25 protein-coding genes, 1 pseudogene and 1 riboswitch are annotated in these 19,044 nt (G+C 71.6%); of the genes and pseudogenes, 10 read left to right on the forward strand and 16 right to left on the reverse strand.

From position 1 onward, the window contains the following. Positions 1 to 370: 370 nt before the first annotated feature. A complete protein-coding gene (locus tag ACFPIJ_RS29950; RefSeq protein ID WP_380119750.1) occupies positions 371 to 1,135 on the reverse strand; it encodes a LysR substrate-binding domain-containing protein in 765 nt (254 codons plus the stop codon). A 93-nt stretch (positions 1,136 to 1,228) separates the two neighbouring features. Between ACFPIJ_RS29950 and ACFPIJ_RS29955 the strand changes: the two genes are divergently transcribed. Beyond that, positions 1,229 to 1,735 carry a DUF5997 family protein gene (locus ACFPIJ_RS29955; RefSeq protein WP_380119752.1) on the forward strand — a complete coding sequence of 169 codons (507 nt, stop codon included), beginning with the start codon at positions 1,229 to 1,231 and terminating at the stop codon, positions 1,733 to 1,735. A gap of 14 nt (positions 1,736 to 1,749) precedes the next feature. Here the strand turns inward: ACFPIJ_RS29955 and ACFPIJ_RS29960 are convergent, their stop codons facing one another. From ACFPIJ_RS29960 to ACFPIJ_RS29985, 6 genes are all read right to left on the reverse strand, one after another. Beyond that, positions 1,750 to 2,235, reverse strand: a complete 486-nt coding sequence (locus tag ACFPIJ_RS29960) for a DinB family protein (protein WP_380119754.1) — start codon at positions 2,233 to 2,235, stop codon at positions 1,750 to 1,752. Then, complete coding sequence (locus ACFPIJ_RS29965; RefSeq protein WP_380119756.1) at positions 2,235 to 2,750, reverse strand: hypothetical protein; 516 nt, start codon at positions 2,748 to 2,750, stop codon at positions 2,235 to 2,237. Before ACFPIJ_RS29965 ends, ACFPIJ_RS29960 begins: the two co-directional genes overlap by 1 nt. Positions 2,751 to 2,767: 17 nt before the next feature. Continuing rightward, positions 2,768 to 3,688, reverse strand: coding sequence for a hypothetical protein (locus ACFPIJ_RS29970; protein WP_380119758.1), 921 nt, complete (start codon positions 3,686 to 3,688; stop codon positions 2,768 to 2,770). Between the two features lie 16 nt (positions 3,689 to 3,704). Beyond that, positions 3,705 to 4,505, reverse strand: coding sequence for a MerR family transcriptional regulator (locus ACFPIJ_RS29975; protein WP_380119760.1), 801 nt, complete (start codon positions 4,503 to 4,505; stop codon positions 3,705 to 3,707). A gap of 40 nt (positions 4,506 to 4,545) precedes the next feature. Continuing rightward, the gene (locus ACFPIJ_RS29980; protein WP_380119762.1) at positions 4,546 to 5,427 is read right to left on the reverse strand and encodes a UbiA prenyltransferase family protein; all 882 of its coding nucleotides are present in this window, start codon (positions 5,425 to 5,427) and stop codon (positions 4,546 to 4,548) included. 83 nt (positions 5,428 to 5,510) lie between these two features. Beyond that, a complete protein-coding gene (locus ACFPIJ_RS29985) occupies positions 5,511 to 5,783 on the reverse strand; it encodes a hypothetical protein (protein WP_380119764.1) in 273 nt (90 codons plus the stop codon). A gap of 100 nt (positions 5,784 to 5,883) precedes the next feature. Between ACFPIJ_RS29985 and ACFPIJ_RS29990 the strand changes: the two genes are divergently transcribed. The 3 genes from ACFPIJ_RS29990 to ACFPIJ_RS30000 all read left to right on the forward strand — a co-directional run bounded on the left by ACFPIJ_RS29990 (position 5,884) and on the right by ACFPIJ_RS30000 (position 8,663). After that, complete coding sequence (locus tag ACFPIJ_RS29990) at positions 5,884 to 6,822, forward strand: RNA polymerase subunit sigma-70 (protein ID WP_380119766.1); 939 nt, start codon at positions 5,884 to 5,886, stop codon at positions 6,820 to 6,822. Positions 6,823 to 6,877: 55 nt separating this feature from the next. Next, positions 6,878 to 7,441 carry a dihydrofolate reductase family protein gene (locus ACFPIJ_RS29995; RefSeq protein WP_380119768.1) on the forward strand — a complete coding sequence of 188 codons (564 nt, stop codon included), beginning with the start codon at positions 6,878 to 6,880 and terminating at the stop codon, positions 7,439 to 7,441. Positions 7,442 to 7,471: 30 nt separating this feature from the next. Continuing rightward, positions 7,472 to 7,557, forward strand: a riboswitch (ZMP/ZTP riboswitch). A 29-nt stretch (positions 7,558 to 7,586) separates the two neighbouring features. Beyond that, positions 7,587 to 8,663 carry a phosphoribosylaminoimidazolecarboxamide formyltransferase gene (locus tag ACFPIJ_RS30000; protein ID WP_380119770.1) on the forward strand — a complete coding sequence of 359 codons (1,077 nt, stop codon included), beginning with the start codon at positions 7,587 to 7,589 and terminating at the stop codon, positions 8,661 to 8,663. 17 nt (positions 8,664 to 8,680) lie between these two features. Here ACFPIJ_RS30000 and ACFPIJ_RS30005 read toward each other — a convergent pair whose 3' ends face one another. Continuing rightward, complete coding sequence (locus tag ACFPIJ_RS30005) at positions 8,681 to 9,091, reverse strand: VOC family protein (RefSeq protein ID WP_380119772.1); 411 nt, start codon at positions 9,089 to 9,091, stop codon at positions 8,681 to 8,683. A gap of 91 nt (positions 9,092 to 9,182) precedes the next feature. Next, positions 9,183 to 9,800, reverse strand: a complete 618-nt coding sequence (locus ACFPIJ_RS30010; RefSeq protein WP_380119773.1) for a GDSL-type esterase/lipase family protein — start codon at positions 9,798 to 9,800, stop codon at positions 9,183 to 9,185. Positions 9,801 to 9,928: 128 nt separating this feature from the next. On the opposite strand from ACFPIJ_RS30010, the gene ACFPIJ_RS30015 reads away from it, so the two are divergent. Both ACFPIJ_RS30015 and ACFPIJ_RS30020 read left to right on the forward strand, forming a co-directional pair. Then, positions 9,929 to 10,708: an ArsR/SmtB family transcription factor gene (locus ACFPIJ_RS30015; protein ID WP_380119775.1), complete on the forward strand. Its 780-nt coding sequence runs from the start codon at positions 9,929 to 9,931 to the stop codon at positions 10,706 to 10,708. Positions 10,709 to 10,782: 74 nt separating this feature from the next. Further along, positions 10,783 to 11,055: pseudogene (locus tag ACFPIJ_RS30020) on the forward strand (SDR family NAD(P)-dependent oxidoreductase); the annotation flags it as partial. A gap of 62 nt (positions 11,056 to 11,117) precedes the next feature. Here ACFPIJ_RS30020 and ACFPIJ_RS30025 read toward each other — a convergent pair. Continuing rightward, a complete protein-coding gene (locus tag ACFPIJ_RS30025) occupies positions 11,118 to 12,287 on the reverse strand; it encodes an RNA-guided endonuclease InsQ/TnpB family protein (RefSeq protein WP_380119777.1) in 1,170 nt (389 codons plus the stop codon). Continuing rightward, positions 12,284 to 12,703 (reverse strand): IS200/IS605 family transposase, encoded by a 420-nt coding sequence (tnpA, locus tag ACFPIJ_RS30030; RefSeq protein WP_380119779.1) that lies wholly within the window; start codon positions 12,701 to 12,703, stop codon positions 12,284 to 12,286. Before tnpA ends, ACFPIJ_RS30025 begins: the two co-directional genes overlap by 4 nt. Before the next feature lie 102 nt (positions 12,704 to 12,805). On the opposite strand from tnpA, the gene ACFPIJ_RS30035 reads away from it, so the two are divergent. After that, positions 12,806 to 13,210 (forward strand): SDR family NAD(P)-dependent oxidoreductase, encoded by a 405-nt coding sequence (locus ACFPIJ_RS30035; RefSeq protein ID WP_380120916.1) that lies wholly within the window; start codon positions 12,806 to 12,808, stop codon positions 13,208 to 13,210. 5 nt (positions 13,211 to 13,215) lie between these two features. Here ACFPIJ_RS30035 and ACFPIJ_RS30040 read toward each other — a convergent pair whose 3' ends face one another. From ACFPIJ_RS30040 to ACFPIJ_RS30055, 4 genes are read right to left on the reverse strand one after another with little or no spacing between them, the layout of a single operon-like run. Further along, positions 13,216 to 13,614: a hypothetical protein gene (locus ACFPIJ_RS30040; protein WP_380119781.1), complete on the reverse strand. Its 399-nt coding sequence runs from the start codon at positions 13,612 to 13,614 to the stop codon at positions 13,216 to 13,218. A 43-nt stretch (positions 13,615 to 13,657) separates the two neighbouring features. Then, positions 13,658 to 14,494, reverse strand: a complete 837-nt coding sequence (locus ACFPIJ_RS30045; protein WP_380119783.1) for a hypothetical protein — start codon at positions 14,492 to 14,494, stop codon at positions 13,658 to 13,660. After that, positions 14,491 to 15,042 (reverse strand): SigE family RNA polymerase sigma factor, encoded by a 552-nt coding sequence (locus tag ACFPIJ_RS30050; RefSeq protein WP_380119785.1) that lies wholly within the window; start codon positions 15,040 to 15,042, stop codon positions 14,491 to 14,493. The genes ACFPIJ_RS30045 and ACFPIJ_RS30050 overlap by 4 nt, the downstream gene beginning before the upstream one ends. Positions 15,043 to 15,090: 48 nt before the next feature. After that, entirely contained in the window at positions 15,091 to 15,282 is a 192-nt protein-coding gene (locus ACFPIJ_RS30055; protein WP_380119787.1) for a hypothetical protein, read from the reverse strand. 51 nt (positions 15,283 to 15,333) lie between these two features. Between ACFPIJ_RS30055 and ACFPIJ_RS30060 the strand changes: the two genes are divergently transcribed. The 3 genes from ACFPIJ_RS30060 to ACFPIJ_RS30070 all read left to right on the forward strand — a co-directional run bounded on the left by ACFPIJ_RS30060 (position 15,334) and on the right by ACFPIJ_RS30070 (position 17,519). Next, on the forward strand, positions 15,334 to 15,870 hold the full coding sequence (locus tag ACFPIJ_RS30060) for a uridine kinase family protein (protein WP_380119789.1): 537 nt from the start codon (positions 15,334 to 15,336) through the stop codon (positions 15,868 to 15,870). A 138-nt stretch (positions 15,871 to 16,008) separates the two neighbouring features. Further along, positions 16,009 to 16,473, forward strand: a complete 465-nt coding sequence (locus tag ACFPIJ_RS30065) for a GNAT family N-acetyltransferase (RefSeq protein ID WP_380119791.1) — start codon at positions 16,009 to 16,011, stop codon at positions 16,471 to 16,473. Positions 16,474 to 16,583: 110 nt separating this feature from the next. Next, a complete protein-coding gene (locus tag ACFPIJ_RS30070; RefSeq protein WP_380119793.1) occupies positions 16,584 to 17,519 on the forward strand; it encodes a septum formation family protein in 936 nt (311 codons plus the stop codon). Between the two features lie 38 nt (positions 17,520 to 17,557). On the opposite strand, the gene ACFPIJ_RS30075 is transcribed toward ACFPIJ_RS30070, so the two are convergent. Next, positions 17,558 to 19,039, reverse strand: a complete 1,482-nt coding sequence (locus tag ACFPIJ_RS30075) for a family 43 glycosylhydrolase (RefSeq protein WP_380119795.1) — start codon at positions 19,037 to 19,039, stop codon at positions 17,558 to 17,560. Between the last annotated feature and the right edge of the window lie 5 nt (positions 19,040 to 19,044).

Below are 19,044 nucleotides of genomic sequence, written 5' to 3' on the forward strand. Positions count from 1 at the left end.
AAATCTTGAACTACCCGGTGGATTACCCCCCGTGGGACAACAGCGATCCACCAGGTACCGAGAATCCACCGGGTTGTTTGTGACCAGCGGCGGTGTGGAACCACCGAATGACGACCTCGACGGCGCTGGACCATGCGAGGGCGGACCTGGCTTGGCAGCACCGCAAGACGGCACGGACGGTGACCGCGCTACTCCACCGCGCGGCCCGCCAGGGCCGTGCGAAACCACCGAGCCCCGAGGACCGACACCAGGATCCACTCCAAGCGGATTACCCTCACCAAGGACCGCAACTGGCAGCTGTCACAAACTCTCGGGGGAGAACGACCACCACGCGGCCGTACCTCTCAGGCCCCGGAGCACGCTGGAGACGTCAGCGGCCACGCCGCTTGGCCGGACCGCCGCGCGTCGAGGCACCCCGGCCCGCTCCGGGCTTGCCCGCCTGCCTGCCCTGCTGACCGCCGGGCTGTCTGCCCTGCTGGCGGGCTGCCGCCTGGCGAGCGGGCTGGGTGGCGGGAGCGGCGGCGGGTGGATCGGCGGGCTGGTCCTGGACGCGTCCCCGGGTGCTGTTGGCGGTCCGGCCGCGGACGATGCCGATCATCTCCTCGACCAGGTCGGTGTGCCGGTCGCGGACCCAGGCCAGCCCGACCGACGACGTGGGCGCGTCCGTCACGACCCGATACGTGAGGTCCTTGCGGTGATGCGCCCGGGCCAGCGACTGCGGCACGACCAGCACGCCGACCTCCGCCGCGACCCATTCGACCGCCGTGGCCGTGCTCGCCGGCCGCTCCGCCAGCACCGGGCACGGCGGGGAGGGCCAGGTCAGCACGTCGTCGAGCGGGGTGAGCAGCGTCTCGTCGGCCAGGTCGGCAACCGTCAGCTGGTCGGCGGCGGCGAGCAGGTGCTCGCGGGGCACCACGACGACGGTGGCTTCGGTGTACAGCGGGATCGCATGGAACCCGAGCGGATCGACCGGCAACCGGATCAGCCCCGCGTCGGCGCCCGCGGTCAGCAGCCCGGGCGCGTCGGCGGCCTCGGTGGGCTCTAGCCGCAGCTCGACCTCCGGCAGTCGCTCGGACCACATCCGCGTCCACTTGTCCACGGTGACGCCGGGGACGACGAGCAGGCGGAACGTCACAGCACCTCCCAAGCGTCGTCGACCCTGACCCGGCCAGGGTACCCGCCACCCCCGACACAAAAGCGTCACCGCACGGGCCGCTACCCTGAGCCCGTGAGCAAGCCGAAGAAGTCCCAGGTGATGAAGCCCTCCACGGCGGCGCTGAAGCTTGACGTGTATCTGCCCGCGACCCCGCAGGAGTTCCAGGACGGGATGGTGTCCCGCGAGGAGCTCGACGAGATGCAGCACAATCCCCCGCAGTGGCTTGCCGACCTGCGCCGGGACGGGCCGCACCCGCGCAATGTGGTCGCCGCCCGGCTCCGGGTGTCCAACAGCGGGCTGGCGCGCGGGGGCATCACTGAGCCGCTCACGACCGCGCAGATCGCCGCCCTGGCCGCCGACCCGCCGGCGTGGCTCACCCGGGAGCGCGAGACCCACGCCGAGAACAAGCGCGAGGAGCGGCGCCTGCAGGCCCTGCGCGAGGAGGAGGCCGCCCTGGGCGAGCGGCCCAAGGCGCAGCCGGTGAAGGCCAAGACGCCGTCGCGCGCCAAGGCGAAACCGGCCACGGCCTCCCGTAGCAAGGCGAAGCCGGCCACCGCCCAACGCCGGCGCGGCGCCTAGCTGAGCCGCGGCGCCTAACGGCCGACTGCGAGCACCTGTTCGCGCAGAATGTCCGCGTGGCCGCAGTGCTGGGCCATCTCCCGCAGCACATGCAGGTACACCCAGCGCAGCGGCAACGGCCCGCGCCGGTTCCCGGGCAGCACGTCGTCCAGGCCGAGCGGCGCCGTCGCCAGCCGCGACGCCTCGCACGCCGCCCGGTAGGCCCGGCGCACGGTCTCGATCGTGTCGCCGTCGTCGAGGACGAAGCTCTCGTCGGGCGTCGCCGGGATGCCGATCTCGGCCCGGGACCGGCAGGTGACGGCCTCGTCGAACCAGACCTTCTCCACCACCGTCACGTGCTTGACCAGCCCGAGCAGCGTCGTTCGGGACGGCACCAGCGACCGGCGGGCCTGCTCCTCGGTGAGCCCGTCCAGGCACTCGTCCAGTGCCGTGCGATGCTCCTCCAGGAACGCCTCGAACTGCGCGCGCAGCGGCCCGTCGTACACGTCGTCGGCGGACATCAGATCACCACCAGGTCGTACGTCGCGGACACCCGGAAACCGTGACCGTCGGTGCCGTGGAAGCGCACCTGATGCTGTCCCGGGGCGAGCGGCGCGACGGTGGCCCAGAGTCCCCAGACCCGCATGCCGACGGCGCCGCGCCGGCCGGTGACCGGATTGCGGAACACGCCCCGGACCTCGAACAGTTCCGCCGCGTCGATCACCTCGACGGGGTGCGGCTCGTCGTCGACGTACGCCTCCCCGGTCGCGCGCGGCAGCGGCGGGATGTGCGTGCCGTTCGGGCACCACATGTTGAACGCCGGGAAGAACAGCGGGCGGCCGCCCGGGATGATGCAGCGCCGCTCGACGGCCCCGCCGAAGCTGCCGGCCAGGAACCACACGTCGCCGGGCTGGTTGCGGTGCGCGTGCCGGCCGGTGTCGTCGGCGACCGGGTTGCGGAACGGGCCGCTGGCGGCGACCCATTGCACCCAGCGGGCGGCCAGGCCCTCGGGGCTGCCGGGCTCATAAGGGAACACGACAAGATCATAAGCGGCTACAACAGGGCGGTCCGAAGCTGGTCGTAGGTCGGGGCGAGGGCCCGCAGCGCGGCCGCCGCCGCCGGCAGGTCGCCGCTGACCATCGGGCGCTGCAGCGAGCCGACGAGCCGGGCCTGCGTCGCGGCGACGGCCGCCGCCTCCGGGTAGCCGGCCAGGAGCAGGCAGTCGGCGGTGTCACTGAGCCGGCGCGCGCCGACCCGGACCGCGAAGTAGATCAGGTGCTCGCGCAGCCCGTCGCCGGCGCCGGCCTCGACGAGTTCGGCGACCCGTTCGGCGGCCGCGGCGTTGCCGAGGCTGCCCGGTGGCAGGTCGGCGTCCTCATGCATCCCCAGCCAGTCGACCGCGGCCGGGACGGCGGCGCGGATCGCGTCGACGTCGGTCACGTCGGCGACCTTCTCGAAGCCGGTGCGCATGGTGTACGGGTCGCCGTAGCTCACCGTCTCCGCCCGCCACGCGACCATGAACTCGCCGACCGGGATCTCGGCGTACGGGTAGCCGTGCGGGTCGTGGACGAGGACCCGCACGTCGTCGACGTCGAGGACGACGACGAAGTGATCGGCACCGATCGGGCCGGTCATCTCGGGCTGGTGGTGCAGGTACCCCATCTCCAGCGGGCCCACCCACACCGGCCCCCGGGACGCGGCGGCCCGGAGCCGGGCGAGCGCGTCGCCGGCGGCGCCGCCGTGCTGCACGGCCGAGGTCCAGCCGATCGCCGCGAGGGCCCGGTCACAGCCGATGCCGGGATTCCAGCCGTACGCGTCGAAGAACGGTTGCGTGCCGCCGACGAGCTGCATGCCGAACGGCCCGCCGGTGGTGACCTCGATGACCGCGGTCGACGGACCGCGCGGGCCCAGCAGCATCGCGAACGAGTTGGCGTAGCAGTACGGTCCGTTGCCCACGTAGGCCAGATGACGCACGGAGAAGTCCTCGCATTCAGCGTGAGACCGGGTACGCGACGTCGAAACGCGCCGCCCCGGTGCCTGGATAGAGCTCGTACGGCCGGCCGGTGCACGTCACGCCGGGCCGCTGGTCCGTCCACGCCTCGACGGCGTCGTACACCCGCAGAATCAGCGGGTAGTCCTCCAGCGGCGCGGGCACCGGCAGGTACGCCTCGGTGTGCGCCGGCACCAGCCGGATGTACAGGTCGCCGGCCGGCTCGGCGGTGCCCTCGTAGGCGATCGCCACCTCGACCGTCGCCTCGCTCTCCGGGGTGACGAGGTCCCCGAAGCCGACCCGCATCGGGCCGTCGGGCGGCAGCCCCGAGTCGCGCAGGTGCGCGCGGATGTCGTGCTGGGCGGTGCGGATCAGGTCCGGCAGGGCAACGGTGTCGACCTGCCGGCTGCGGCAGACGACCTTGGTCGCCGGGACGTCCCGCAGCCGGACCGCCCCGATGAGGGTGACGTCCTCGCAGGAACGATCGATGGCCTCCACCACGGCGGCGCGTTCGTCGAGCCGGTCGCGCTCACTGCGCAACCACCCCCGTAGCTCGAGCGCCCGCGCCTGCGGGGCGAGGTCGACGAGAAACGCGATCCGCGCGAGGGGCACACCGAGCCCGCGGAGCCGGCCGATGAGCCGGGCCCTCGGGAGCTGATCCGGTCGGTAATACCGGTAGCCGCTGCCCGGGTCGACCCGGGCGGGCACGAGCAGGCCCTGCTCCGCATACAGGCGCAGGGCCTTCGGCGACAGCCGCGCCGCCGCCCCGAACTCCCCCGCCAGCAGGTGTTTCCCGTCCACAACCCCGAGTCTGCGGCACGCCCTTGGGGCAGGGTCAAGGTCAGCCGATGTACGCGAGCGCGAAGCCGACCGTGGGGATGCCGAACAGCACCGACAGCACGGCCATTCTGGTGATGGTGGGCCGCCGGGTCAGGATCGCGTAGCCGGCCAGGAGCACCGGGGTCATCAGCAGCTGCGGCACGAGCGTCGAGCGCGGCACCAGCACGTCGAGCCACGCGCACCCGACCGAGAACGCGAGGGCGGCACCCCACAGCGCGACGCCGAGCCGGTGCGCGAACCGCGGCCCGAACCGCACGGCGAACGTGGTGTCGCCGGCGCCGGTGTCGGCGGCGAGGTCGGTGACGGTCGTCGGGACGTACAGGGCGGCGGCGAACAGCAGGCCGATCAGCCCGAACTGCCACGGGAACTCCCACGGCGGGCGGGTGATCGCCCAGCCCGCGGCCGGCGACACCACCCCGACGACGAGCGCGTTGACCGCGACGTCCCAGCCCGGCCGGGTCTTCAAGCGCAGCGGCGGCACGCTGTACGCCCAGCCGAGCAGCAGCACGCCGGCCACGCCCAGCACGAACAGCGGCCCCACGTACAGCGCGGCGGCGACGGCGGTGAGCGCGATCCACCGGTACCACATCCGCAAACGCTTCGCGGAGACCGCTCCGGTGACCAGTGGTGCCGTCGACTTGCGCGGGTTGGCCCGGTCGCTGCGCAGGTCCTGCAGGTCGTTCTGGGCGAGGACCGCGCCCCAGATCAGCGGGCCGAGGACGAGCAGGGCGACCAGGGCCCGCGGCACGTCGGCGCGGTCCGGCAGCCACGCGTGGCCGGCCAGGACCGTGCCGAGGTAGGCGGGCACCCAGGACACCGGCCAGAACCACGGCCGGGACACCGCGACGAGCACTGCGGTCGGACGTTCCAACACCGCCGTCATACCTGCATCATCGTCCTGGTCCGCTGTGCCCGCACTGAGAGCCGCGTCATGGACGCCCGTCACTCGCCGCGTCTGGACGCGGCTCAGTCCAGCAGCGGCTCCGCCCAGGCCGCGTGGGTGAACTGCCACGCCCCGGCAATGCTCTGCCGGACCCGCCGGTCGTGCCGGATGGTGTACCGCAGACCCTCGATCTCCACGACGCCACACTCCGGCCCCGGCTGGTCGAGCACGGCGGACTCGACGGTCACCGGCCAGCCCGCCTTGCTTGCCTTGTGCTGCCAGACCTCGAACGCCCGCTGCTTGCCGTTCTCCTCGCTCACCTTCGCGATGATCTCCACCGGATCGATCCGTGCCATGCCTGCCCCCTGCGGGAAAAGTGTCTCGGACTGCGTCACCGTAGCCGGAAGCCGGCGCCCGCCGCGGCTGCATCCGACGGCGATCCGCCATGATGGGCGGGTGGAGTACGAGCCGTTCCGGGGTGAGTTGATCGCGTACTGCTACCGGATGCTGGGCTCGTTCCACGACGCCGAGGACCTGGCGCAGGAGACGATGCTGCGCGCGTGGAAGGCCCGCGACTCCTACGACAGCAGCCGGGCGTCGGTGCGCACCTGGCTGTACCGGATCGCCACCAACGCCTGCCTGACGGCGCTGGCGGGACGGGCCCGGCGGCCGCTGCCGTCGGGGTTGGGCGCGCCCGCCGACGATCTGGAGGCGCCGCTCACCCCGGCGTTCGACGTCGCGTGGCTGCAGCCGTTCCCGGACGCCCGGGTGGACCTGCAGGTGCGCACCGACCTGCGGCTCGCGCTGGTGGCGGCCGTGCAGTTCCTGCCGCCCCGCCAGCGCGCCGTGCTGCTGCTGCGCGACGTGCTCGACTTCAGCGCCGCCGAGGTCGCCGGGCACCTGGACACCACGGTCCCGGCCGTCAACAGCGCGCTGCAACGGGCCCGCGCCGCGCTCGCCGGCATCGGCGGGATCGACGAGGTCACCGAGCCCGACGACCCGGCGACCCGCGCGGTCATCGACCGGTATGCGCGGGCGTTCGTGGCGGCCGACGTGCCGGCGCTGGTCCGCCTGCTCGCCGACGACGCGATCCTGGAGATGCCGCCGGTGCCGTTGTGGTACCGCGGCCGCGACGACTACGGCCGGTTCATGGACCGCGTGTTCCGGATCCGTGGCACCGGGTGGGCCGTCCAGCACCTCACGGCCAACGGGCAGCCGGCGCTCGCCGCGTACGCCCCGCAGCCCGAGGGCGGGTTCCAGGCGCACACGCTGCAGGTCTTCAGCGTCGCCGGCGGCCGGGTGGCGCGCACCGTCGTGTTCGCCGACCCGGCCGTGTTCGAGCTGTTCGAGCTGCCCGCCCAGATTTCCGCCGACGATTTCCGCCGGCTGCGATGAGTTCCGGCGGCGCCGCTGGTACGTACCGGCGAGCACCGACCGAAAGGACATCATCGTGAGCGTCATCGTCATCGAGTTCATCACCGTGGACGGCATCGTGTCCGACCCCGACGGCAGGGACGGCACACCGACCGGCGGCTGGGCGTTCCGGCACGGACCCGCCACGGTCGCGGGTGACAAGTTCCACCTCGGCAGCACCCTTGACGACGGAGCCCTGCTGCTGGGCCGCACCACCTGGCAGGCCTTCTCGAAGCTGTGGCCGCACCGCGACACCCCGTTCGCGGCCCGGATGAACGCCGTGCCGAAGCTGGTCGTCTCGAACACCCTGTCGGACGTCTCGGCTTGGGCGAACTCGTCCGTCGTCGACGGCGACCTCATCGACACGGTCAAGCGGGCCGAGCGGGACCTGGTCGTCGCCGGCAGCCTCAGCGTCGTGCACGCGCTGCTGGCCGAGGACCTGATCGACGAGTACCGGCTCCTGACCTTCCCCACCATCGCCGGCACCGGGCGGCGGCTGTTCCCCGAGTGCGCGCCCGCCTACCTGGAATGCCGGTCATCCGAACACCTCGGCGACACGGTCCTGAGCCGCTACCACCGGGCGGCGCCGGCGACCGGTTGACGCTTCAGGCCAACGGGATTCGGTACGCTGTCCTCGGCCGGGTACTGGCGAGGGTGGAGCACCACCGGGGACCCGGCCGGATCGAGGGTGTGGCGCCGACCGCCTGGGTGCCTCCGGAAGCAGACTTCTGCGATTCGGAGGCGGCATGGAACTGCGCTATGGCATGAACCCGCACCAGACGGCGGCGACCGCGGTGCCGATCGAGCCCGAGCGGCAACCGTTGCGGATGGTGCACGGGCAACCGTCGTACATCAACGTCCTGGATGCCGCCGGGGCGTGGCAGCTGGTACGGGAGGCCGCCGCGGCGCTCGGGCGACCCGTCGCGGCGTCGTTCAAGCACGTGTCACCGGCCGGCGCCGCGACCGCGGGTCGCCTCGATGACGTCATGGCGCACACGTACCAGCTGGATCCGGGCCAGACCGGGGAACTGACCAGTGCATACGTGCGGGCGAGGGACGCCGATCCGAAGAGTTCCTACGGCGACTTCGTCGCGGTGTCCGGGCCCGTCGACGCGGAGCTGGCCGACCTGCTGCGGCGGGTCGTGTCCGACGGCATCGTCGCACCCGGGTTCGAGCCGGGGGTGGTGGCGACCCTCGCCGCGAAGAAGGGCGGCCGGTTCCTCGTCGTGGAGGCCGACCCGGCGTTCGAGCCGCCGGCGGTGGAGACCCGCGACGTCTACGGGCTGCGCCTCACCCAGCCCCGCGACGCCGCGCCGCTGACCCGGGCGCTGCTCGGCGACCCGCGACTGCCCGCCGTGGCCGTCGACGACCTGCTGCTCGGCCTCGTCGTGGTCCGGTACACCCAGTCGAACTCGGTGGCGTATCTGCGCGACGGGATGGCCCTGGGGATCGGCGCCGGGCAGCAGTCCCGGGTCGACTGCACCCGACTCGCCGGCGCCAAGGTGTCCACCTGGTGGCTGCGCCGCCACCCGTCGTGCCAGGCCCTGGCAGCCGGGGCGAAGGTGCAGGACCGCGTCGCGGCGCAGCTCCGCCGGGTCGGGGCCATTCCCGACCCGGCGGCGTGGCTGCGGGACCTCGACGGGGTCGCGTTCGTGTCGGACGGTGCGCTGCCGTTCCCCGACAACGTCGAGGAGGCCGCCCGGCACGGCGTGCGGTACATCGCCGAGCCGGGCGACTCGATCCGCTCGACCTCGGTCCTCGATGCGTGCGAACGGCTGGGCGTCACGCACGTGCGCACCGGCGTGCGCCTGTTCCGGCACTGACGCAGCCGGCGAAGCGGTCAGCCCTGCTGGATCCGCACGGTGTTGCCGGACGGGTCGCGGAACGCCGAGTCGCGCGGGCCCCACGGCCGCTCGATCGGCTCCTGCAGCACCTCGGCGCCAGAGGCCCGGACCCGCTCGAACGCCGTGTCGAGGTCGTCGGTGCTGAGGACGATCATCGGCAGGACGCCCTTGGACAGCAGCTCCTGCAGGGCGTCGCCGTCGGCCTCGGTGCGACCGGCGTGCGGCAGCGACAGCACGAACTGCAGCCCGTTCTGGTCCTTGCCGCCCAGCGTGACCCAGCGGGCCGCACCCTCGCCGATGTCGTTCTGCACCTCGAGCCCGAGCGCGTCCCGGTAGAAGGCGAGCGACGCATCCCAGTCGCTCACGGTGATGTGGTGGTACTTGAGTGCCAGCAGTTCGTTTTCCATGCCCGTAACCCTAGGAACGCCCAGGTCCGGGCCGCTTCTTGATTCCTGACCGGATTCCTGGCTGCATCCTTGCCCGGTTCGCAGGCCCCGGTTAGGTGGCCGCGCTCCGGGCCACCGCGGCGGCCCGGACGGTGGGGGTCAGGGCGGTCGCGATCACCGCATATCCCGCGCTGGACGGGTGGAAGCGGTCCGGGCTGAACAGGGCGGGCTCCGCGGCGAACGCGGCCGCGCTCCGGCCGATGTCGGCGATGTGGGCGCCCGCGGTGCGCGCCGCCTGGGTCTGGGCCTGCTGCAGCGCGTGGCTGCCGGCGCGGACGGCCGCCCGCAGCTGCGGCGGCACCCACGGGATGACGCTCAGGTCGGGTGCGGGCGCGACCACGACCTCGGCGCCGGCGGCACGCAGGGCGCGGACCGCGGCCCCGAGCAGCGCCGCGGCCCGCTGCGCCGGGACGAGGTGGGTGAGGTCGTTGGCGCCGACGATGATGAGCGCCAGGTCCGGCGTCGCGGCCGTCGCCCGGCGGACCTGCTCCGCGAGGCCCTGGCTGTCGGCGCCGGGCACCGCGAAGACCCGCACCTGCGTCGGCGTGCCCGCCGCGGTCAGCGCCGCGGCCAGCCTCGCCCCGACGGTGTCGTCGGGGCTCGACGCGCCCTGCCCGTATGCGATGGAGTCGCCGAGCACGGCGAGCGTCAGTGCCACAGCAATGGACAACACCGGCACCGCCGCGTTCGTTCCCGCGCCGGCTCAGCGGGTTCGTCGGCCCTTCTCGTCGGCCCGCACGATCCGGCGGTCCCTGGCCACGGTTGACATTATGCAGGCAACTGCCTGCATAATGGGGTATGGGAGAGATGGAGCCGGTCTTCAAGGCCCTGGCCGACCCGACCAGGCGGCTGCTGCTCGACCGGCTCCGCGACCGCAACGGACAGACCCTGCGCGAGCTGTGCGAGCACCTCGCGATGGCCCGGCAGTCGGCGACGCAGCATCTCGATCTGCTCGTGGCGGCGAATCTCGTCACCGTCGTGCGGCGGGGGCGGGAGCGCCTGCACTACCTGAACCCGGCGCCGATCCACGAGATCGAGGAGCGCTGGATCTCCGGCTTCGACCTGCCCCGGCTACGGGCACTCAGCAGCATCAAACGGCAAGCAGAGGAGCACGCCATGACATCCGTGCCGACGTACGTGTACGTCACCTACATCCACGCGACCGCCGAGCAGGTCTGGCGGGCGTTGACCGACGCCGACCTCACCGCGCGGTTCTGGGGCCACGCCAACATCTCCGACTGGCAGCAGGGCTCCGCGTGGGAGCACCGGCGCGCCGACGACTCGGGCGTCAACGACGGGGTCGGCACGGTGCTCGTCGCCGAGCCGCCGACGCGGCTGAGCATCACCTTCGAAAGCGGCGGGGAGCAGGACCCGTCGGTCGTCACCTTCCTCGTCGAGCCGCACCACGACATCGTGCGGCTCACCGTGACCCACGAACGCCTCGGCGACCTGGACATGTACACCAGCGTCTCCAGCGGCTGGCCGGCGGTCCTGTCCAACCTCAAGTCCCTGCTCGAAACCGGCGACGTGCTCCCCCAGACGCCATGGGAGATGCCCAGCGCCCGCGCGGCTGTTTGAACCCATCCGCACGGCTGAACCACCGCAGGTGACTGATGCCATACGGTAACCGGATCACCTCAGGAGGTAACCGCATGGAGATCGACGGATCCGTCGCACTGGTCACCGGCGCCAACCGGGGGCTCGGCCTGCACATCGCCCGCGAGCTGCTGGCCCGTGGCGCCACCGTGTACGCGACCGCCCGCGACCCGAGGACCGTCGACCTACCGGGCGCGACCGTGCTGCCGCTCGACGTCACCGACCCCGCGTCGGTGCGGGCCGCCGCCGCTGCCGCCGCGGACGTCACACTGCTGGTCAACAACGCCGGCGTGGCGACCTTCTCCAACCTCGTCGACGGCGACCTGGACAGGACAGCATCCGCCTCGAGGTGACTCCTCTGACGCCTGAAGACGTCAGCTTCTCTGTGCGCTCAGGCGCGCAGAAGGGCCAGCCCGGCCCTGAGAATATTCGTTGCGCCGACCACGTCCGCGTGCCCGGCAAAGCCGCAGGCGACACAGACGAACCCGGCTTGGGTGACGCGATTGTCCTTCGCGCAGTGCCCGCAGGACGGACACGTGCGGGAGGTGTTGGCGGGGTTCACCGCAACGATCACACGGCCGGCGCTTTCAGCCTTACTCGCGAGCACGTTGAGGAACACCCCCCAACCCGCATCGAGAATGCTCCGGTTCAGGCCCGACTTCTGGGCCACGTTCGTGCCCGGCGCCTCGAGGGTGCCGGACGCGGACCGGGTCATGTTCGAGATCTGCAACGCTTCATGGGCGATGACGTCGTGATGACGGACCAGCCACAGCGCGGTCTTGTGAGCATGATCGAGCCGCTGGCGACGGACCTTGCCGTGCAAAGCTGCAACCCGCTCCCGCGTTTTGCGGCGGCGGTTCGAGCCGCGCCGCTTGCGGGCAAGGTCGTGTTGGGCGGCGGCGAGACGTTCGGCGTTGCGGTGGCCGTGCCGTGGGTTGGGGATCTGCGTGCCGTCGGAGGCGGTCAGGAACGACGCCACGCCCATGTCGATACCGACGACGGCGCCCGTCTCGGCCAGGTTCAGCGCCGGTACCTCGTCGCAGGACAGCACCACGAACCAGCGACGGCCCTCACGCTTCACGCTGATCGTCTTGACGACACCGTCGACCTTGCGGTGCGCGTGCACCCGCACATGTCCGACGCCCTGCAGGTAGACACGGACCTGCCCACCATCGGGCGTGGAGTTCCACCGACAGCCGTCGCGGTCCTTCGGCCACTCGACCGTGTCGAACCACCCCACCCCCTTGAACCGGGGAAAACCCGGCGCCCTACCGGCCTTCACCCGCCGGAAGAACGCCTGCATCGCCTTGTCGAGGCGGCGCAGCGTGGCCTGCTGCGACGAGAACGACCAGCGGCCCTGCCCGTCGGGGTCGGCCCTGCGGATGTCCTTCAGCTGCGCGGACTGCTCACCGTAGCGAACCGATACCCTGCACTTGCGCCACGCCTCGCGCCGCTCTTCCAGCGCGGCGTTGTACAAGCACCGATGATCGTTGATCAAGGCATTGAGCGCGGCGGCCTGCTTCGTAGTGGGACGCAGCAGGAACTTGTATGCGCGTCTCAACGGTTGCCGTCCTTGCAACACGGACGCTCATGCTGCGTGTCAATGTACTGGTGCACCGTCGCGGCGCAAACGGCACCGACGGTGGCTGCAAAGGACGACCTCGACCACAGGGTCGGCAGCCGGGAACGCAGCGACGCGAACTCGGCGCGGAGCACCCGTGACGTATCTCCCTTGAGCTGGTTCGCGACATGCGCGGACGAGTCGGCAGGGTGCCCCTCGACGAACAGGTGCACGTGGTCGGGCGCTACCTCAAGCGCGACGACCTGCCAGCCACGTTCGCCGCACCGCTGCTGGATCAGTTCGCCACACCGGTCCGCGACGGGACCGGTCAGCACAGGGCGGCACTTCGGACACCACACCACGTGGTACCCGAGATCGTATGCCGCTCCAGCGGAAACCTGCACCTCGCAGGGCATGCCACAAAAATACGTGGACGGTCTATCCGCTCAGCCCATGACACGCCACTTGTGGGCTCCAATTCACCTATCGCCTGAAGGCGACAGTCCCCTTGGAGCAAGATAATGGACACGCAATTCTTCGGCACGCTGCGGATGGTCCGCGCGTTCGCCCCGGTCCTGGCCCGCAACGGCGGCGGCGCCATCGTCAACCTGCTGTCGGTGCTGTCGTGGGTCACCTTCCCGGACGCGACGTCGTACAGCGCGGCGAAGGCGGCCCAGTGGAGCCTCACCAACGGCGTGCGCGCGAAGCAGGGCACTCAGGTCACCGCCGTGCACCTGGGCGCCGCCGACACCGACATGATGACCCGCTGGGAGATCCCGAAGCTGGACCCCGCGTTCGTCGCCACCGCCGTGGTGGACGGCGTCGCCTGCGGCGACCTGGAGATCCTCGTCGACGACGCCACCACCGGCGCGAAGGCCGCCCTGGCCGCCGACCTCCGGATGGTGTACCCCCAGCTGGCCTGACCCGGTCACACCGGTTCGACGGTCACCGTGCCGCCCGCCGCGGTCAACCGCTTCCCGAGCAGTGCCATCTCGGCGGGCGTGCCGGTGATGCCGTCGCCGGTCAGCAGCGCGTAGGCCCCGGTGGTCTCCGCGAGGGTCCGGCCGTCGCGACGGAGCGCGGCGAGCAGCCGGACCCGCAGCGGCCGGTTGACCTCCGGGTCGGCGCACAGCCGTGCCAGGCCGGACTCCGCGATGATCGCCGCGCGGAGCCTGGGGTACATCTCGCCATCGCCGCACTCCTGGGTCGTGTAGCCGCAGCCGGCGCAGTGCACGAAGACGCCCCACACATGACGGTTACCGTCGATGGACTCCGAGACGGAGACCTGGCGGGTCCCACCACAGCGGCACGGTTCCGCTTCCCCCATGGCGGCCACGGTACCGGGCGGCGCCGGCACCGTGGCCGCAATATCAGGGCAGCATCGCGGGGTTGCCGGCCAGCGCGGCGAGCCGGTCCGCGTCGATGAACCAGTCGGTCAGGGGCGGCCGCGCGACCGCGTTCTCCAGCTGCCCGCCGACGGCGTCCGGTGGCAGCGTGGTGTCGGTGCCATACCGGGGGACGCTGCGCTGGGCGACGACCATGAGGTAGCCGCCCTGCAGGTAGCGGCGGGCGACGAGCGTGTCACCGCCCTCGCCGTCGTCCTCGTGCCAGACCGCGACCGGCACCCCGGCGACGTCGACGACGCGGCACTCGCGGCCCACGCCGGGCTGGGCGCACAGGTCGCCGGCCGGGACCGGGTTGCCGTCGCCGAGGACCGCGGCCCACAGCTGGCCCTGGCCGCTCCCGTTGGAAACCAGGACGTTCGCGGTCATGAAGATACGCAGCGAGCCCGCCGACGGGGTCTGGTCGAGGCGGACCGGTGGCTGCGACGGGTCGGCGAACGGATACCTGCTGCGCCCTTCGTAGCCGGCCGGCAGCGCCGCCACCAGCAGGTCGTAGACCACTCGGTCCCGGGTGGCGGGGACGTTCGCCGAGGGTACCGACGCCGCAGCCGAAACACTCACAGGTGCCTTCGGTGGCTCGGCGACCACCGCGGGCGCCGACACGGCGGGCGGCCGGGACGGCAGCAGGGCGGGCGTCACCAGCGCCGCGACCACGGTCACGCCGGCGAGCCCGACGGTCGCGGCCACGACCCGGTCGCGGCGCGCGGCGGCTCGGGACGCGATGGCGAGGACCTGCTCCGCCTCGCGCAGCGGCGGCGCGTCCACGTCGAGGGTGACCTCGCACAGGTGTTTGACGTCGTTCACGGTTGTCCTCCCGGGATGGTTGGCTTGAGGTTGTCGCCGAGCACCTCGCGCAGGTTGTCGAGGCCGCGGGCGGTCTGGCTCTTGACGGTGCCGGGCGAGCAGCCGAGGATCTCGGCGACCTGCTCGACCGAAAGGTCCGCCCAGAACCGCAGGACGAGCACCGCCCGCCGCCCCTTCGGGATGCGCAGCAGCGCGGTCTTGAGCACCTGCCGCTCCTCGACGCCACGCTGCTCCGGCTGCTCGGGCGCCACCGTGTCGAGCGCCTCGTCGTCGTGCGTCGGTCGTTCCCGCCGCCACGGCCGCCGGCCCTCGTCGAGGAACGCACGCAGCAGCACCCGGCGGGCGTACTGGTCGAGCACGTCGTGCCGGTCGATCCGCGTCCACGCCCGGTACAGCTTCGTGAACGCCGTCTGCGTCAGGTCCTCGGCGAGGTGCCAGTCGCCGCAGAGCAGAAACGCGGTGTTGCGCAGGTGGCCCGCCCGGGCGGCGTAGTACGCGACGAACTCCTCGTCGTGTTCACGCCGCCCGCCGCGCCGCAGGATTCGCATCATCATCGGGTTAGACACGTACGGCGCCCCACAACCGGTTGCCTGCCGCTACCGCCTCCGCCCGGCCTGCTTCACCTTGTTGTTGGTGATCAGCAGCCCGATCGCCCCGACGATCGTCACCGGCGCGAAGATCAGCGTCAGGATCGGCACGTCACTGAGGATCCCGGCCATGTTGCCGACCAGCCCCACCAGCACCACGATCCGCCAGACGGCGAGTCTCTTGCGGGCGTCCTCCGCCATGTCGTCCCTCCCAAGGTCGTGCCGGGACTGTACTGCTGAGATAGTCACCAGGTGCCTCCGGTCCTCGTCATCGCCGGTGCCGCCGGGTCCGGCAAGAGCACCCTCGCCGCCGCCCTGGACGCGCCGATCGTCAGTCTCGACGACTGCTATCACACCGATCCCGACCAGGCCCCGAGCCTGCCCCGCTACGACGGCCCCGGCCGTGTCGTCAATTTCAGCGACCCGGCCTCGATCGACATCGCCCTGGTCCGGCACCGCCTCGCCGCCTGCTGGGACGCCGACCTGGTCGTCGTGGAGGGCATCTTCGCTCTCACCCTGGACGCGGTGCGCGCCACAGCCCGGTGGACGGTCTTCCTCGACACGCCCGCCGACATCAGCATCGCCCGCAAGACGCTGCGCAAGATCGGTGAGGGCCGCGACGCCGGCCTGGTCCTGCGGGGGCACCTCGAGCACGGGCACGCCGCGTACGTCCGGCACATCGCGCCTGCCCGGCAGCACGCGGACCTGGTCCTCGACGGCACCCGGCCGATCGGCGAGCTCCGCGCCGCCGTCTTCCAGTACCTCACGACGAGAAGAGGCACCGCGTGACGCCCACCCGAGCGGCGGCCTGCTGGGCGCCGGCACCGCCCACCTGACCTTCGCCCGTTCGGAGTTCCAGACGCAGGTGCCGTCGTGGCTTCCCCTGGACGCGGACTGACGTGGCGGGCCGCGGCGGGAACCCGGCGCATGGATAGAGTCGCGCGCATGGGAGTTGCCGTCGAGGTTGTACGGGAAGCTACCGACGAGGTGTTGCAGGCGTTCGGCCGGTTGCTGCCGCAGCTGTCACGCTCTGCCGAACCCCTCGACACGGAGGCGTTGCGGGCGCTGCTCGCGTGGCCGGGCAATCGCCAGCTGATCGCCCGGGTGGACGGGCCCATCGTCGGTGCGTTGACGCTCGTGGTGTTCCCGATCCCGACCGGGCTGCGGGCCTGGATCGAGGACGTGGTCGTCGACGAGGCGGCGCGGGGTCAGGGTGTGGGGGTGGCCCTGACCCAGGAGGCCGTCCGGCTGGCCCGGGCCGAGGGCGCCCGGACCGTCGACCTGACGTCGCGGCCTTCGCGGGTGGCGGCGAACCGGCTGTACGAGCGGCTGGGGTTCCAGCTGCGCGACTCGAAGGTGTACCGGATGCCGGCCGCCGACCTGGAGGTGTGACGAAGTCGGCAGGCAAAGGACGGCCGTAAGGACGTTGACAACGGGACCCGCGCAGCAGACAGTCATGGCCTCCACTGTCAGGTGGAGGTCCACGGGGGAAACGGGAAACGATGATGACGCCTGTCCGGGCGGCGGTTGCCGCTGTGCTCGTCGGGGTCCTGCTCGGGGTGGCCGGGTGCGCTCAGCGAGCCAAAGGCACCGACGGCAACCTGGTCGACGACTGGCAGGTCCTCGCGGCGCCGAGGTTCGACCTGCCCAGCGTCGGGATGTGCCTGGAGAGCACGGCGAAGGAGACGTTCAACCCGTCGTCGCTGAAGGGCACCCAGATCGAGTGCGAGCGCGGGCACACGCTCGAGGTGGTCCTCGTCGGCACCGTCGAGGGCAACGCCGCGCAGACGTCCGAGCCGCCGGCCGCGGCCGGCGAGGCGTACCAGGCGGCGTACACCGCCTGCGGCAAGGCGGCCAGCGACTACGTCGGCGGCGACTGGCACACCGGCATGCTGGGCATCAACGTGCAGTGGCCGAACCGGACGCCCTGGACGGGTGGGCTGCGGTCGTACGTCTGCTCGGTGTACTCGTTGAGCAGCGCCTACGGCGTGACCGCCCTGTCCACCAGCTCGCTGAAGGGCTCCCTCGCCGGGAACGCGCCGAAGGCGATGCACTGCCTGGACGTCAACGGCACGAAGGACAAGGACGGCTGGTGGGACCGGCTGCAGGCGCTGACCCCGATCGACTGCGCGCAGCCGCACGAGGCCGAGTTCGTCGGCGCCATCCAGGTGGGGGTCGGCAACGCCGGGCCGTTGCCCGACGACAAGCTGCTGCACGACTGGTCGAGCGACGCTTGCTGGGCCGCCGTGGCCAAGTTCGTCGGCCTGACCGATGCCCAGCTCGACTCCCGCGCCGAGCTGGGCATCACCTGGGACAGGCTCGACAAGTTGCAATGGGAGTCCGGTGAGCGGCACGAGCGCTGCTTCGCCCTGCTGAGCCCGGGCAAGAAGGTCCGCGCCTCGATCAAGGGGCTGGGCAAGGGGGCGCTGCCGGTCTGACCGGTGCGCCCGGAAGCTCCGGGCGCACCGGTGCAGGATCAGGAGGCGGGCTCGCCGGAGGGGACGGCGAGTTGCGTGCCGAGGGCGACCGGGACGCCGAAGTTCGGGGTGCCGTCGGCGTTCCAGGTGAACTTCTGGGCGCGGGTGCTGCGGTTCATGTCGCAGCCGCCGCTGGTGGAGCTGTTGGCGTGGTACACGATCCAGTCCTCGGTGCCGTCGGGCGACTTGAAGAAGCCGTTGTGGCCGGGGGCGTAGACCGAGTTGGCGTTGGAGCGCTGGAACACCGGGTTCGGGGACTTCACCCACGACGACGAGCTGAGCGGGTCGCCGCCGTTCCAGGTGAGCATGCCGAGCTTGTAGTCCGGGGTCGAGCAGTGGCTGGCCGAGTAGATGATGAAGGTCTTTCCACCGCGCTGCAGGACCTCGGCGCCCTCGTTGACGGCGCCGCCGACCGTCTCCCAGCTGTAGGTGGGCGTGGACAGGATGCGGCGGGTGCCGCTGGCCGTCCACGGATTGCTCAGCGGTCGGATGAACATCGGCTGGGAGCCGTTGTAGAAGGTGCCGAGCAGGTACAGCTGCCCGTTGAGCTGCAGGATGCTCGGGTCGAGCTCCCAGGTGTTGTCAGCCGTCGGGTCGAGCAGGTCGGCCTTGAACGTGTAGGGGCCCATCGGGTCGAGCCCGGCACTTTCCAGGACGTGGATGCGTTGCGTGCCGAGGTTGTACGGCTCGGCGCCGGCCGTGTAGTAGAAGTACCACCGCTGCCCGTTGGGACCGTTCAGCAGGTGGAACTCGGGTGCCCACATGGTGCCCGCGCCGTTGGGCCGGGTCAGGTTGAAGATGACGGTTTCCGGCGCGGTGGCGAGGCCGCCGAGGGTGGTGCTCTTCCGCATCGTGATCGTGCGGTTCCAGGTGGTGGACGCCAGGTAGTAGTAGCCGCTGTAGTAGGTGAGCCACGGGTCCGGGCCCTGCGGGTCGAGCGGGTTGGCGAAGGTCCGCGTGGTCGTGCCGCCGTTGTAGGACGGCAGCCGCCAGACCCGGTCCGAGGCGGTCGAGCAGGTCAGCTGCACCAGTCCGGCGGAACCCGCGGCGATGCACTTACCGGACTGGACACCGACGAGGTTGAACGTGTTGGTGACGCCCGAAATCGTTACCGCTGACAGCCGGAACTGCTGGTTGGTCTGGCCGTTGCAGGTGTACTGGATGATCGTCGCGTTGTCCGCGGTGGAGCGGCCGGTCACGTCGATGCAGGATCCCGAGGTGAGCGTGTTGACGGTGTAGGTGCCGGTGGTGTTGGCCACCGGCACGAAGGTGAAGTTCTGGCTGGTGGCGCCGTTGCAGGTGGCCTGGACCAACTGCAGCACGTTGGTGGGTGCGCCGCCCGGGACGTTGGCGCACTGGCTGCTGGAGCGGTTGACGACGGTGCTGGTGAAGGTGACGGGCGCGGCCGAGGCCGCCGGTGGGGCGAGGATCGGGACGCCCACCGCGACGAGCAGGGCGAGCACAACGTGTCGATGCAGCATCAAAA

The organism is Dactylosporangium cerinum (genome assembly GCF_042653625.1).
Classification (GTDB): Bacteria; Actinomycetota; Actinomycetes; order Mycobacteriales; family Micromonosporaceae; genus Dactylosporangium; species Dactylosporangium cerinum.

Coding starts and splice junctions, on each gene's coding strand:
- tnpA (WP_380119779.1), bottom strand. CDS start 12,703: ATGCCCTGCGAGGTGCAGGTTTCCGCTGGAGCGGCATACGATCTCGGG.
- ACFPIJ_RS29960 (WP_380119754.1), bottom strand. CDS start 2,235: ATGTCCGCCGACGACGTGTACGACGGGCCGCTGCGCGCGCAGTTCGAG.
- ACFPIJ_RS30055 (WP_380119787.1), bottom strand. CDS start 15,282: ATGGCGGAGGACGCCCGCAAGAGACTCGCCGTCTGGCGGATCGTGGTG.
- ACFPIJ_RS30070 (WP_380119793.1), top strand. CDS start 16,584: ATGATGACGCCTGTCCGGGCGGCGGTTGCCGCTGTGCTCGTCGGGGTC.
- ACFPIJ_RS30050 (WP_380119785.1), bottom strand. CDS start 15,042: ATGCGAATCCTGCGGCGCGGCGGGCGGCGTGAACACGACGAGGAGTTC.
- ACFPIJ_RS30065 (WP_380119791.1), top strand. CDS start 16,009: ATGGATAGAGTCGCGCGCATGGGAGTTGCCGTCGAGGTTGTACGGGAA.
- ACFPIJ_RS30075 (WP_380119795.1), bottom strand. CDS start 19,039: ATGCTGCATCGACACGTTGTGCTCGCCCTGCTCGTCGCGGTGGGCGTC.
- ACFPIJ_RS30015 (WP_380119775.1), top strand. CDS start 9,929: ATGGGAGAGATGGAGCCGGTCTTCAAGGCCCTGGCCGACCCGACCAGG.
- ACFPIJ_RS30040 (WP_380119781.1), bottom strand. CDS start 13,614: ATGGGGGAAGCGGAACCGTGCCGCTGTGGTGGGACCCGCCAGGTCTCC.
- ACFPIJ_RS30005 (WP_380119772.1), bottom strand. CDS start 9,091: ATGGAAAACGAACTGCTGGCACTCAAGTACCACCACATCACCGTGAGC.
- ACFPIJ_RS29985 (WP_380119764.1), bottom strand. CDS start 5,783: ATGGCACGGATCGATCCGGTGGAGATCATCGCGAAGGTGAGCGAGGAG.
- ACFPIJ_RS29980 (WP_380119762.1), bottom strand. CDS start 5,427: ATGACGGCGGTGTTGGAACGTCCGACCGCAGTGCTCGTCGCGGTGTCC.
- ACFPIJ_RS30000 (WP_380119770.1), top strand. CDS start 7,587: ATGGAACTGCGCTATGGCATGAACCCGCACCAGACGGCGGCGACCGCG.